Here is a 13,373-nt window from a genome sequence, read left to right on the forward strand (position 1 = left end):
ATAGCTCCGCTATGAAGACATCCCGGCGCCTTGCGATCGCACGCACCAGACGCCGCTCCTTCCTCCACGGAGATCCGTCAGAAGCGCCCTAGGCCACCACCGGAGAAGATTGGACGACCACCGTGCTCTTCCCGCACACCACGTCCCGCCGCCTCGCCTTCCGCCCGGCCTCCGCCGCGGACCACGCGGACCTGATCCGCACCATGCTGAGCACCGGAATCGAGAGCGTCAGCCCCAGCGGGCGCGCGGGCAACCGCGACCTGTCCGCGTGCGACGCGGCCTTCCTCGTCACCCGCCGGGGCAGCGGCGACCTGTTGGGCTTCAGCACGCTGCACGGGCTCGACCAGGCCGGGCACGTCAAGGCCGGGGTCTATCTGGATCCCGCGCGCGCCCGGCTGGGCGTCGGTTCCGAGGCGATCTACCTGACGATCAACTACGCCTTCGCGATGTTCGACATCGCCAAGGTGATCGCCCAGACCACCGCGGCCACGTTCGGCTCGGTCGGCATCGCGCCGGAGGACGACACCGCCACCGCAGTGCTGGGCGACTTCCTCTATTTCCGCGGCCGCCACTGGGACCTGCACACCTTCCAGCTCGAACGGGCCGAGTGGGAGCGGCACGTCGACGGCGACCTCGACGACGTCCTGGGGCCGGGCCGGAGTTGGCGCACCGACCCGAACCGCCCGCCCGCCGCCGCGTGACCCCGACCGACACCCCGTCCGGCGCCCGCCGCGCGGCGCCGCCACCCACCGCAACAGGACTGCAAGGAGAACCAGTGCCAGGTCACGGAACGGGACCGCTGATCACCGTCCTCGGGGCCTCGGGCCTGCTCGGTACGGCCGTCAGCCGGGAGTTGGCGAGCCGGCTGGTCCGTCTCCGGCTCGTCGGCCGCCGCCCGGTGACGCTGCCGCCGCACCCCGCCGCCCGGATCGAACAGCGCCGGGTCGACCTCACCGCGCCCGGCGCGGTCGCCGACGCGATCGCCGGCTCGGACGTCGTCGTGCACCTCGTCGCGCACATCTCCGGCTCCGGCACCTGGCGGGTGGCGGACGGCGACACGCTGGCCGAGCGCGTCAACCTCGGCCTGGTGCACGACGTGCTCGACGCCGTCCGGGCCCGGCGCCCGGCGCGCCCGCCGGCCCTGCTGTTCGCCGGTTCGCTCTCCCAGTCCGCCCAGGTGCCCGCGGAGCTGGCCGCCGCCGGCGTCCGGCCCGAGGAGCTGCTGACCGCCTACGACCGGCACAAGCTGGCCGCGGAGCGGGCCATCGCGGACGCCACGGCCGAGGGCCTGGTCCGCGGCAGCACCCTGCGGCTGTCCACCCTCTACAGCCTCGGCACCGACCCGGCCGACCTCGATCGCGGGGTGGTCGCCAGCATGACCCGGCGCGCCGTCGAGGGCCGGCCGCTCACCGTCTGGCACGGCGGTACCGCCAAGCGCGACCTGCTCGGCATCGACGACGCGGCCCGGGCGTTCACCGCGGCCCTGGACGCGCTGGACGCGGTCGCGGGCCGGGCCTGGGAGATCGGCACCGGTGAACAGACCAGCGTCGCCGAGCTGTTCGCGGCGATCGCGCAGGCGGTGTCCCGGCAGACCGGCCGGCCGCCGGTGCCCGTCGTGGCGAGCGCCCCGGCCGCGTACGCCATGCCGACGGACCGGATCGACTTCGTCCTGCGCTCCCCCGCGTTCCGGGACGTCACCGGCTGGGCCCCGCGGGTACCGCTCCGCGAGGGGCTGGACCGGATCGCCGCCGCCGTCGCGCAGCAGCAGCGCACCCCCGCCTGATCGCCACCGACGAGGGACACCATGCGAGTACTGTTCACCACCACCCCGGACAAGAGCCTGTTCCAGCAGATGGTGCCGCTGGCGTGGGCGCTGCGCACCGCCGGCCACGAGGTCCGCGTCGCGGCCCCGCCGAAGTTCGCGTCCGTCATCACCCAGGCCGGGCTCACCGCCGTCCCCGTGGGCAGCGACCGCCCGATCTGGCGGCTGCCGCAGCTCGACCCGGACCGGATGGAGGCCGAGCGCAAGGGCCTGCCCGCCCCCTACAGCGCCGCCGAGACGCCGCTGGAGGCGCTCGACTGGCCGACGCTGCGGGCCGGTTACGAGCGGGTCGTCGGCCACTGGCACAAGACCGACAACTTCCCCATGACCGCCGACCTGGTGGAGTTCGCCCGCCACTGGCAGCCGGACCTGGTCCTGTGGGAGCCGCTCGCCTACGCCGGCGCGATCGCCGCCCAGGCCGTCGGCGCCGCCCACGCCCGGCTGTTGTGGAGCATCGACGTGCTGGGCCTGACCCGCAGCCGCTTCCTGGCCCTCAGGGCGCGGCAGCCGGCGGCCGAGCAGGCCGACCCGCTCGCCGACTGGCTGGGGGCCTACGCCCGCAAGTACGGCGGCGAGTTCACCGAGTCCCTGGCCACCGGCCACTTCTCCCTGGACCAGTTCCCGCCCTCGCTGCGGATGGCCGCGGACGGCGTGCGCTACGTGCCGATGCGGTACGTGCCCTACGGCGGGCCGGCGACGGTGCCCCGGTGGCTGTGGACCCCGCCCGAGCGGCCCCGGGTGGCGCTCACCCTGGGCATCGCCGCCACCAGCCGCTTCGCCGGTCACATCGCCGACGTCGGGGACATCCTGGAGGCGCTGGACGGCCTGGACATCGAGGTGGTCGCCACCCTCGCCGAGTCCGAGCAGCGCAAGTTGCGGCGGATCCCGGACAACGCCCGGGTGGTGTCGTACGTGCCGCTGCACGCCCTGCTGCCCACCTGCAGCGCGGTGATCAACCACGCCGGCCCGGGGACCTTCCTGACCACGACCCTCAACCCGGTCCCCCAGGTCGCCGTGCCCTGGGACTTCGACGAGCCGGAACTGGCCCGGCGGGCGGCCGCCCAGGGCGCGGTGCTGACCGTCCGCGCCGACCGGGCCACCGGCCGGGCGGTGCGGGACAGCCTGCTGCGGGTGCTGGGCGAGCCGGGCTTCGCGCGGGCGGCCACGGAGCTGCGCGACCAGTTCCGCGCGCTGCCGTCGCCGAACGAGCTGGTGCCCGAACTGGAGCGCCTGACCGCCGAGTTCCGCTCCCCCGCCCGACGACCCCAGTGAGGCCCACGCCATGCGCGTCCTGTTCGCCACCAACCCGCACAAGAGCATCTTCCAGTACATGGCGCCGCTGGCCTGGGCGCTGCGCACCGCCGGCCACGAGGTCCGCTTCGCCAGCCAGCCCGACTTCGCGCCGACCGTCACCCAGGCCGGCCTGACCGCCGTCCCCGTCGGCCGCGACCACGCCAAGCTCTGGGCGGCCCGCGCGACCAAGAACGGGTTCGACGCGGGCCGGGCGGGCATCGAGGAGCCGTACGACGCGTTCACCGACCCGGGGAAGGACACCTGGGAGTACCTGGCGCCCGGCATGGCCCGCGCGGTGGCCGACCGGCACCGCCAGACCGCCTTCCCGATGATCGCCGGCCTGGTGGAGTTCGCCCGGCACTGGCAGCCGGACCTGGTGATCTGGGACCCGCTGACCTTCGCCGGCCCGATCGCGGCCACCGCCGTCGGCGCCGCCCACGCCCGGCTGCTCTTCGGCATCGACGTGCACGGCGGCGTCCGCCGGCAGTTCCTGCGGCTCAAGGCGCGGCAGCCGGCGGCCGAGCAGGCGGACCCACTGGCCGACTGGCTGGGCGGCTACGCCCGCAAGTACGGCGCCGAGTTCACCGAGTCCATGGTCACCGGCCACTTCACCATCGACCAGTTCCCCCGCAGCCTCCAGATCGAGGCGCCCGAACTCGACTACGTCCGCACCCAGTTCATCCCCTACGGCGGCCCCGCGACCGTACCCAAGTGGCTCTGGAAACAACCGGAGAAGCCCCGCGTCGCCCTCACCATGGGCCTGAGCGCCACCGACATCTACGACGGCTACACCGTCAACACCCAAGAGGTGCTGGACTCCCTGGCCGACCTCGACATCGAACTCGTCGCCACCCTCGCCGACGCCGAGAAGGCCAAGCTGCGCCACATCCCGGACAACGCGCGCCTGGTCCCCTACGTCCCGATCCACCACCTCGCCCCCACCTGCTCCGCCTTCATCCACCACGCCGGCGCCGCCACCCTCGCCACCGTCGCCCGCCACCCCGTCCCCCACCTCTCCCTGCACTACCACTACGACCAGCCGATCCTGGCCCGCAAGCTCACCGCCCACGGCGCCGGCCTCGACCTCCACACCAGCCGCGCGAGCGGCCCGGCCGTCCGCGACGCCGTCCAACGCCTGCTCACCGAGGCCCGGTTCACCACCCGGGCCGCCGCGCTGCGGGACGAGACCCTCGCCCTGCCCACCCCCAACCAGCTCGTCCCCCACCTCGAAGAGCTCACCGCCCGCCACCGCACCACCCCCGCCTGAACACCTGCCTGAACCCGCCGGAATCCACCGGAAGACCCCCTGGAAGGCCACCCATGCGAGTCCTGTTCACCGCCTATCCGGAGCGCACGCACTTCCTGCTCATGGCGCCCCTGGCCTGGGCGCTGCGCACCGCCGGCCACGAGGTCCGCTTCGCCAGCCAGCCGAAGTTCACCGGGGAGATCACCCAGGCCGGGCTCACCGCCGTCCCCGTGGGCCGGGACCGGGACCTGTGGCAGCTCCTGGCCCGCGACCCGAGTTGGCTGGGCCAGTCCGACCGGGGCGGCATGCCGCTGCCGTACGACGTGGCCGACCGGCCGGCCGAGGAGATCACCTGGGAGTACCTCGGCCAGGGCTACGCGGCGCAGGTCGAGCGCTGGCACAAGACCAGCAACGTGCCGATGATCGCCGACCTGGTGGAGTTCGCCCGGCACTGGCAGCCGGACCTGGTCCTGTGGGAACCGCTCACCTACGCCGGCGCGCTCGCCGCCCAGGCCGTCGGCGCCGCCCATGCCCGGCTGCTCTTCGGCATCGACATGTACGGCGTGGCCCGCGAGCACTTCCTGCGGCTCAAGGCGCGGCAGCCGGCCGGCGAGCGCACCGACCCGATGGCCGACTGGCTGGGCGGCTACGCCCGCAAGTACGGCGGGGAGTTCGGCGAGGAGCTGATCACCGGCCAGGCCACCGTGGACCTGGTCCCGGAGTGCCTCCAGCGCCGCGCCGGCGGCCTGACCTACCTGCCGCTGCGGTACGTGCCCTACGGCGGCCCCGCCACCGTCCCCGCCTGGCTGCGGCGCCCGCCCGAGCGACCGCGGGTGGCGCTCACCCTGGGGCTGAGCACCACCGGACACGGCGGGGAGTACGCGGTGGGCGTGCAGGACGTCCTGGACGCGCTCGGCGACCTGGACATCGAGCTGGTCGCCACCCTCGCCGAGGCCGAGCAGCGCAAGCTGGAGCGGATCCCGGACAACACCACGGTGGCGTCCTTCCTGCCGCTGGACGCGCTCGCCGCCACCTGCGACGCGGTCATCCACCACGCCGGCTTCGGCACCCTCGCCACCACCGCACTGCGCGGACTGCCCCAACTGACCCTCCCCTGGGACAACGACGGCCCGGCGCTCGCCGAGGGCGTCACCCGGGTCGGCGCCGGGCTGCGGCTCAACCCCAAGGAGGCCACCGGCGCGGACGTCCGGGACGCGGTGCTCAGGCTGCTGTCCGACCCGGGCATCCGCCAGGGCGCGGCCGAGCTGCGGGACGCCATGCTCGCCCAGCCCACCCCCAACGCCATGGTGCCCACGCTGGAGCGGTTCGTCGCCGAGCGGCGGGAGCACGCCGCGGCCACCACCGTGAGCGGGGGCTGACGTCGTGCGGGTCCTGTTCGTCGCCAACCCCGAGAAGGCGCACGTGCTGCCGCTGCTGCCGCTGGCGTGGGCGCTGCGCACCGCGGGCCACGAGGTGCGGGTCGCCGGCACTCCGTGGTTCACCGACGTGATCACCCAGGCCGGGCTGACCGCCGTGCCGGTCGGCCGGGACTACGACCTGTGGGAGCTGCTGCGCCGCCAGATGCACACCCTCCCGGACTGGTCCTACCGCCCGGAGTTCGGCCTGCCCGCGCCGTACGACGCGGCGCACGACCCCGGGCGGGCCACCTGGTCCCGTCTGACCGCCGGCTACGAGGAGATCGTGCGCCTGTGGCACAGGCCGGCCAGCTTTCCGATGATCGCCGACCTGGTCCGCTTCGCCCGCGCCTGGCGGCCCGACCTCGTCCTGTGGGAGCCACTGGCGATGGCCGCCCCGATCGCCGCGGCGGCGTGCGGGGCCGCGCACGGCCGACTGTTGTGGAGTGTGGACGCCTTCGGCGTCACCCGCGACCACTTCCTGCGGCTGCGCGCGGAGCAGCCGCCGGCGGAGCGCACCGATCCGCTCGCCGACTGGCTGGGCGGCTACGCCCGCCTGCACGGCGGGGAGTTCACCGAGTCCCTGGTCACCGGCCACTTCACCGTCGACCAACTCCCGGCGTCGCTGCGGCTGGAGAGCTCGCTGCGCACCCTGCCGATGCGGTTCGTCCCCTACGGCGGGCCGGCGACGGTGCCCCGGTGGCTGTGGACCCCGCCCGAGCGGCCCCGGGTGGCGCTGACCATGGGCGTGAGCGCCACCGACCACGGCGCCGGCTACGAGTTCAGCGTCCAGGACGTCCTCGCCTCGCTGGCCGACCTCGACATCGAGGTGGTCGCCACCGTCCCCGAGGCCGAGCAGCGCAAGCTGACGCGGGTCCCGGACAACGCCCGCCTGGTGCCCTACGTCCCGCTGCACGCCCTCGCCCCGACGTGCAGCCTGGCCATCCACCACGCCGGCTTCGGCACGCTGCTGACGATGGCCCAACACCCCGTGCCGCAGCTGCTGTTGCCCTGGGACTTCGACGGGCCCACGCTGGCCCGCCAGGCCGCGGCCCAAGGGGGCTCGCTGGTGATCGAGGCCGACCGGGCGACCCCCGCGGCGGTGCGCGAGGCGGTGCTGCGGCTGCTGGGCGAGCCCGGCTTCCGGGAGCGGGCGAGCGCCCTGCGGGACGAGCTGGCCGCGCTGCCGACACCCAACGAGCTGGTGCCCGAACTGGAGCGCCTGACCGCCGAGTTCCGCTCCCCCGCCCGACGAACCCCGTGAGGCCCACGCCATGCGCGTCCTGTTCGCCACCAGTCCCCACAAGAGCATCTTCCAGTACATGGCGCCCGTGGCCTGGGCGCTGCGCACCGCCGGCCACGAGGTCCGCTTCGCCAGCCAGCCCGCCTTCGGCCCGACCCTCACCCAGGCCGGCCTGACCGCCGTCCCCGTCGGGCGGCGCCAGAACCCGTTCCGGATGCTGGACTTCGTCGACCCCGAGGCGATCGCCGCGGCCCGGGTCGGCCTGCCAGCCCCCTGGGACGTCGCGGCGGATCCCGCGCGGGCGACCTGGGATCACCTGCGGGAGGGCTACGAGCTGGCCGTGAGCTCCCTGCGGGAGGACAACTTCCCGATGATCGCGGACCTGGTGGAGTTCGCCCGGCACTGGCAGCCGGACCTGGTGATCTGGGAGCCGTTCGCCTACGCCGGCGCGATCGCGGCCGCCGCCACCGGCGCCGCGCACGCCCGACTCCTCTTCGGCATCGACGTGTTCGGCGTGGCTCGGGACCACTTCCTGCGGCTGAAGGCCGAGCGGCCGGTCGGCGAACGGGCCGATCCGCTGGCCGACTGGCTGGGCGGCTACGCCCGCAAGTACGGCGCCGAGTTCACCGAGTCCCTGGCCACCGGCCACTTCACCATCGACCAGTTCCCCCGCAGCCTCCAGATCGAGGCGCCCGAACTCGACTACGTCCGCACCCAGTTCATCCCCTACGGCGGCCCCGCGACCGTACCCAAGTGGCTCTGGAAACAACCGGAGAAGCCCCGCGTCGCCCTCACCATGGGCCTGAGCGCCACCGACATCTACGACGGCTACACCGTCAACACCCAAGAGGTGCTGGACTCCCTGGCCGACCTCGACATCGAACTCGTCGCCACCCTCGCCGACGCCGAGAAGGCCAAGCTGCGCCACATCCCGGACAACGCGCGCCTGGTCCCCTACGTCCCGATCCACCACCTCGCCCCCACCTGCTCCGCCTTCATCCACCACGCCGGCGCCGCCACCCTGGCCACCGTCGCCCGCCACCCCGTGCCCCATCTGTCCCTGCACTACCACTGGGACCAGCCGATCCTGGCCGACAAGCTCACCGCCCACGGCGCCGGCCTCGACCTCCACACCAGCCGCGCGAGCGGCCCGGCGGTCCGCGACGCCGTCCAACGCCTGTTGACCGAACCGCGGTTCACCGCCCGGGCCGGGGCGCTGCGCGACGAGACGCTCGCCCTGCCCACCCCCAACCAGCTCGTCCCCCGCCTCGAAGAGCTCACCGCCCGCCACCGCACCACCCCCGCCTGAAGACCCTGGAGGGCACCCAGATGCGCGTCCTGTTCACCGTCATCCCGGAAAAGACGATCTTCCTGAGCATGGTGCCGCTGGCCTGGGCCCTGCGCACCGCCGGCCACGAGGTCCGCTTCGCCTGCCAGCCCTCGTTCGCACCGGTCGTCACGCAGGCCGGGCTCACCGCCGTGCCGGTGGGCCGGGACAGCGATGTGTTCCGGATGGCGCGGCGGGACCCCGACGGGCTCGAAGCGGCCCGGGTCGGGCTGCACGCCCCCTGGGACGCGGCCGAGGACCCGTCGAGGGCACGCTGGGAGCCGATGCTCAACGGCTACTACGACGCGGTCGAGAAGGGCCACAAGCCGGAGAACTTCCCGATGATCGCCGGCCTGGTGGAGTTCGCCCGGCACTGGCGGCCGGACCTGGTCCTGTGGGACCCGCTCACCTACGCCGGCCCGATCGCGGCCACCGCCACCGGCGCCGCGCACGCCCGACTCCTCTTCGGCGCCGACGTGTTCGGCGTCGCCCGCGCGCACTTCCTGCGACTGAAGGCCGAGCGGCCGGCCGGCGAACGGGCCGACCACCTCGCCGACTGGCTGGGCGCCTACGCCCGCAAGTACGGCGCCGAGTTCACCGAGTCCATGGTCACCGGCCACTTCACCGTCGACCAGTTCCCCCGCGGCCTCCAGATCGAGGCGCCCGAACTCGACTACCTGCGCATGCAGTTCGTCCCCTACAACGGGCCGGCGACGGTCCCGGGGTGGCTGTGGTCCCGGCCCGCCCGGCCGCGGGTGGCGCTGACGATGGGGCTCACCGCCACCGACCTCTTCGACGGCTACACCATCGGCGCCCAGGACGTCCTCGACGCCCTGGGCGCGCTGGACATCGAGGTCGTCGCCACCCTCGCCGACGCCGAGCGGGCCAAGCTGCACCGCGTCCCGGACAACGCCCGGCTGCTCCCGTTCGTGCCGCTGCACGCGCTGGCGCCGACCTGCGCGGCCGTCATCCACCACGCCGGGCCCGGCACGCTGGGCACCGTCGCGCGGTACGGCGTTCCGCAACTGTCGATCCCGTACAGCTTCGACGAGCCTTTGCTGGCCCGGAAGTTGGCCGAGCACGGCGCCGGCCTGGAGCTCCCGCACACCGGGGCGACCGGGGAGGCCATCCGCGCCGCCGTCCAACGCCTGCTGGCCGAACCGCGGTTCACCGCCCGGGCCGGGGCGCTGCGCGACGAGACCCTCGCCCTGCCCACCCCCAACCAGCTCGTCCCCCGCCTGGAAGAGCTCACCGCCCGGCACCGCACCGGCGCCCCGCACGACCACCGCTGACGGCGCCCACGGCGCCGACGAGGAGACGGATCCGACCCACCATGCGCATTCTGTTCACCTGCTATCCCGAGCGCACCCACTTCCTGCTGATGGCACCGCTCGCCTGGGCGCTGCGCACCGCCGGCCACGACGTGCGGGTGGCCTGCCAACCGAAGCTGGCCGGGGCCGTCACCCAGGCCGGGCTCACCGCGGTGCCGGTCGGCAGCGACCGCGACCTGTGGCAGGTCGCCGGCCGGCTCAACGGCGCCGGCGCGCGGCTGGCGCCGGGCCTGGCCGAGCCGTACGACGCCGCGGAGCGCGCGCCCGGGGACATCACCCTGGACTGGCTGCGGGACGCCTACCGGGTCCGGGTCGAGGCCGCGCACAAGATGACCAATGCGCCGCTGGCCGGCGCGCTCACCGAGTACGCCCGGCACTGGAAGCCCGACCTGGTGGTCTGGGAGCCGCTGACCTTCGCCGGCGCGATCGCGGCCGAGGCGACCGGCGCCGCGCACGCCCGGATGCTGATCGGCGCGGACGTGTACGGGATCGCCCGGCAGCACTTCCTGCGGCTGTCCGCACAGCGGCCGGGCGGGGACGCCGACGACCCGCTGGGCGCCTGGCTGGCCGGCTACGCGCGCAAGAACGGCGGGGAGTTCAGCGAGTCCCTGGTCACCGGCCAGTTCAGCATCGACCTGCTGCCGCCGTCGCTCCAGGTCCATGCGCCCGGGCTCGACTACCGCTCGCTGCGGTTCACCCCCTACGGCGGGCCGGCGGTCGTCCCCCGCTGGCTGTGGGAGCCGCCGCAACGCCCCCGGGTGGCCCTGACGTTGGGGCTCACGGTCAGCGACCACGGCCTGCCCTACCCGGTCGACGTCCAGGACGTCCTGGACTCCGTCGCCGACCTGGACATCGAGCTGGTGGCCACCGTCAGCGACGCGGCCCGACAGCGCCTGGCGCGGGTCCCGGACAACGCCCGCCTGGTGCCGTACGTGCCGATGCAGGCGCTGCTGCCGACCTGCTCGGCGGTCATCCACCACGCCGGGGTCGGCACCCTCACCACCGCGGCGTTCTACGGCGTGCCCCAACTGGCGCTGCCCTGGGACGTGGACCAGCCGCTGCTGTCGGCGCGGCTGGCCGCGCACGGCGCCGGCCTCACCACGCACGCCACCCGGGCCACCGGGGAGAGTGTCCGGGCCGGTGTGCTCCGGCTGTTGGAGGACGCCGCCTTCCCGCGGCGGGCCCGGGACCTGCGGGACGAGCTGCTGGACGTGCCGCACGCCAACGCGGTGGCCCGGGAGTTGACGGAGCGGGTGGCCGCGGCGCGCGGCTGAGGGGGCGAGGCCGCGGGGCGGCGTCGGTGCCGCCCCACCGGCCTCAGCGCCGCGTCGCGCGCCAGTACTGCCGCTTGTCCTTGTCGCGCACGACCACGCCGGCGTCGGCGAGTTCCCCGCGCAGCTCCCGGAGTTGGTCGGACGACCCGGGCTTCTTCAGCAGCTCCTCGCGGGCCCGGAACAGCACGTGCGCCTGCGCGGGCAGCTTCCCGCTCTCCGGCACCCAGAGCTGGAACTCCTTCTTGTACGGGTCCTCCTCGGCCCACGTGTAGCCGTGCGCGGCGAACGCCACCGCCAGCCGACGGCGGTCCTGGTCGCAGTCCTCCCGGGCGAGTTCCTCGGTGCGGTGGCCGAGCAGCACCAGCTGCTTGCCGTCGAGGAAGGCCATGGCGACGTCGGCGCCGGCGTACTCCCGGGGCTCGCCCTTGCGCGTGAGGACGACGCGGTCGCCGTCGACGCTGACCGACAGCTCGCTGAACTTGATGATCGCCCCGCCGATCAGCCCGACGAGGCCGCCGGCGGCCACCACCCCGATGGTGAGCCCGGGTTCGGGGATCGAGGACAGCAGCTTCGCCGGCCCCTGCATGGGCGCCCAGGGCAGCGTGACCAGCCACTTCGCGACGACCTTGATCAGCCAGCCGAGCCCGGCCCCGATCAGCCCGAACACCACGCAGACGAGCACTTGGCCCAGGATCGGCTCGGCGACCACCGTCGGCTGGTCGGTCTTCGGGTTCAGCTCTTTCGGCACAGCTAGATCACTCCCACTCGTTGCTCGGATACCCCGCGCGGGGGCGCCCCTTGACATCAGAAAAGTCCGTGCGTGCGCGGCGCGCGGCCGCTCCGTGCGCACCGCCCGGCCGGGTTCCGGCCCGGCGGCGGCTCCCGGCCGGCCCTACGCCTCCCGCGGCCACGGCAGCGCCGCCGTGACCTCCCAACCGCCGTCCGCGGCCGGGCCGTACTCCAGTCGCCCGCCGGCCAGCGCCACCCGCTCGGCCAGCCCCGCCAGCCCCTGCCCGGCGGCGTCGCCCGCCGCCTGGCCGGTGGGCCGGCCGCCGGCCGCGGCGTTGGCCACCTCGACCCTGAGCCCCTCCCCCGCCCTGCCGGTCACCTCGACCCGCGCCGTCGCCCCGGGGGCGTGCTTGCGGACGTTGGTGAGCGCTTCCTGCACGACCCGGTAGACCGTGCGGCCGATCAGGTCGGGGGCGGCCTCCGGGATCTCCTTGAGCAGCCGTACCCGCATTCCCGCCGCACACGACTCTGCGACAAGCCGGTGCACGTCGGCCAGGGTCGGCTGGGGCAGTTCACCGGCCGGGGCCCGCAGCACGCCCAGCACCTGGCGCAGGTCCTGGAGCGCCTGGTGCGCGCTCTCCCGGATCACCCCCGCGGTCCGGGCGACGTCCGCGGTGGGGGCGTCGGGGCGGTACTCCAGGGCGCCGGCGTGCAGCGCCAGCAGCGAGAGCCGGTGGCCCAGCACGTCGTGCATCTCCCGGGCCACCTCCTCCCGGGCCCGCAACTGGACCTGTTCGGCACGCAGCGCGGCCTCCGCCGCGACCTGCACCAGCAGCTTCCGCCGGTGGTGGATGAAGAGCCCCCAACCGACCGCGCCGGCCTGGACGATGGTGCCGAAGAGGAAGAAGTGGAAGGCCGGCAGGGCCGCGTCGGGGCGGATGAAGACATCGGAGACGACCGGCAGCAGGCTGGCCGTGTAGACCACCGCGGTGGTCCGCGGGGAGCGGTGCACGGCGACCGAGAACAGCGCGACCAACATCGCGCCGGCGACCATCTCGAACAGCACCGAGAGGCCGATCAACACGAAGGCGACCTCGACCGGCTTGCGCCGGCGCAGCCACAGCAGGACGCAGCCGAACACCCCGGCCAGTTGCTCGACGTACCACCAGTTGACGCCGAGCCCGGGATCGGCCTGCCCCCGGCCCTTCGCGGAGAGGACGCCGTAGGCCACCGCAAGCAGGAACAGCGCGGTGTCCACGGTCCAGTCCCGTGGACTCCGCCGGACGGGCACGGAAGCGGTCACGGAGTCGGGCACGCTTCGGACTTTACCGGCGTGATCCCTTCCCGAGGACGGGTCGGGCGGTGGACGATACCTTGGTCGGACCGTCGGAGACTTTAGTCTCGGGCAGCTCCCCGGGACGGCCTCGCCGACGCCCGTCCCCGTCTCGCCGGCGGGACGGGCCGGCCCCTTGCCGGAGCGGCCCGGCGGAGGGTTTCCGCTCTCGTTCCGCTCCCCGTTCCCGACCCGTGGCGCGCCCCACCAGGACCCCAAGTCCGGTGCGGCGGCCGGCCGTTGCGCGCCAGCCGCCCGCCGCGGGTGCCCGCCGTCCGGATGCTCCCCCATGCCCCGCCGCCGAGGCAGCCGCCGCAGGCCGGCTGCCCTTTTCCGCGAGAGAAGGCCGAGTTGACCACA

General features: G+C 74.4%; 11 protein-coding genes. 9 read left to right on the forward strand and 2 right to left on the reverse strand.

Annotated features, from left to right (window positions below):
* The first annotated feature begins 122 nt into the window (after window positions 1-122).
* The 9 genes from ACIQU6_RS33510 to ACIQU6_RS33550 all read left to right on the forward strand — a co-directional run bounded on the left by ACIQU6_RS33510 (window position 123) and on the right by ACIQU6_RS33550 (window position 10,951).
* Window positions 123-701, forward strand: coding sequence for a GNAT family N-acetyltransferase (locus ACIQU6_RS33510; RefSeq protein WP_403485500.1), 579 nt, complete (start codon window positions 123-125; stop codon window positions 699-701).
* A gap of 74 nt (window positions 702-775) precedes the next feature.
* The gene (locus tag ACIQU6_RS33515) at window positions 776-1,783 is read left to right on the forward strand and encodes an NAD-dependent epimerase/dehydratase family protein (RefSeq protein WP_403485501.1); all 1,008 of its coding nucleotides are present in this window, start codon (window positions 776-778) and stop codon (window positions 1,781-1,783) included.
* A gap of 21 nt (window positions 1,784-1,804) precedes the next feature.
* Window positions 1,805-3,094, forward strand: coding sequence for an activator-dependent family glycosyltransferase (locus tag ACIQU6_RS33520; RefSeq protein WP_403485502.1), 1,290 nt, complete (start codon window positions 1,805-1,807; stop codon window positions 3,092-3,094).
* Window positions 3,095-3,104: 10 nt separating this feature from the next.
* Window positions 3,105-4,382 (forward strand): activator-dependent family glycosyltransferase, encoded by a 1,278-nt coding sequence (locus ACIQU6_RS33525; RefSeq protein ID WP_403485503.1) that lies wholly within the window; start codon window positions 3,105-3,107, stop codon window positions 4,380-4,382.
* Between the two features lie 53 nt (window positions 4,383-4,435).
* Complete coding sequence (locus ACIQU6_RS33530; protein WP_403485504.1) at window positions 4,436-5,740, forward strand: activator-dependent family glycosyltransferase; 1,305 nt, start codon at window positions 4,436-4,438, stop codon at window positions 5,738-5,740.
* Window positions 5,741-5,744: 4 nt separating this feature from the next.
* Complete coding sequence (locus tag ACIQU6_RS33535) at window positions 5,745-7,040, forward strand: activator-dependent family glycosyltransferase (protein WP_403485505.1); 1,296 nt, start codon at window positions 5,745-5,747, stop codon at window positions 7,038-7,040.
* A 10-nt stretch (window positions 7,041-7,050) separates the two neighbouring features.
* The gene (locus tag ACIQU6_RS33540) at window positions 7,051-8,328 is read left to right on the forward strand and encodes an activator-dependent family glycosyltransferase (RefSeq protein ID WP_403485506.1); all 1,278 of its coding nucleotides are present in this window, start codon (window positions 7,051-7,053) and stop codon (window positions 8,326-8,328) included.
* A 20-nt stretch (window positions 8,329-8,348) separates the two neighbouring features.
* Window positions 8,349-9,638 carry an activator-dependent family glycosyltransferase gene (locus ACIQU6_RS33545; RefSeq protein WP_403485507.1) on the forward strand — a complete coding sequence of 430 codons (1,290 nt, stop codon included), beginning with the start codon at window positions 8,349-8,351 and terminating at the stop codon, window positions 9,636-9,638.
* A 41-nt stretch (window positions 9,639-9,679) separates the two neighbouring features.
* Window positions 9,680-10,951 (forward strand): activator-dependent family glycosyltransferase, encoded by a 1,272-nt coding sequence (locus tag ACIQU6_RS33550; RefSeq protein ID WP_403485508.1) that lies wholly within the window; start codon window positions 9,680-9,682, stop codon window positions 10,949-10,951.
* 43 nt (window positions 10,952-10,994) lie between these two features.
* Here ACIQU6_RS33550 and ACIQU6_RS33555 read toward each other — a convergent pair whose 3' ends face one another.
* Both ACIQU6_RS33555 and ACIQU6_RS33560 read right to left on the reverse strand, forming a co-directional pair.
* Complete coding sequence (locus ACIQU6_RS33555) at window positions 10,995-11,699, reverse strand: hypothetical protein (protein WP_403485509.1); 705 nt, start codon at window positions 11,697-11,699, stop codon at window positions 10,995-10,997.
* Window positions 11,700-11,843: 144 nt separating this feature from the next.
* Window positions 11,844-12,995: a sensor histidine kinase gene (locus tag ACIQU6_RS33560; RefSeq protein WP_403485510.1), complete on the reverse strand. Its 1,152-nt coding sequence runs from the start codon at window positions 12,993-12,995 to the stop codon at window positions 11,844-11,846.
* Window positions 12,996-13,373 lie beyond the last annotated feature (378 nt).

Origin of the sequence: Streptomyces sp. NPDC090442 (assembly GCF_044769405.1) — a bacterium.
Lineage (GTDB): Bacteria > Actinomycetota > Actinomycetes > Streptomycetales > Streptomycetaceae > Streptomyces.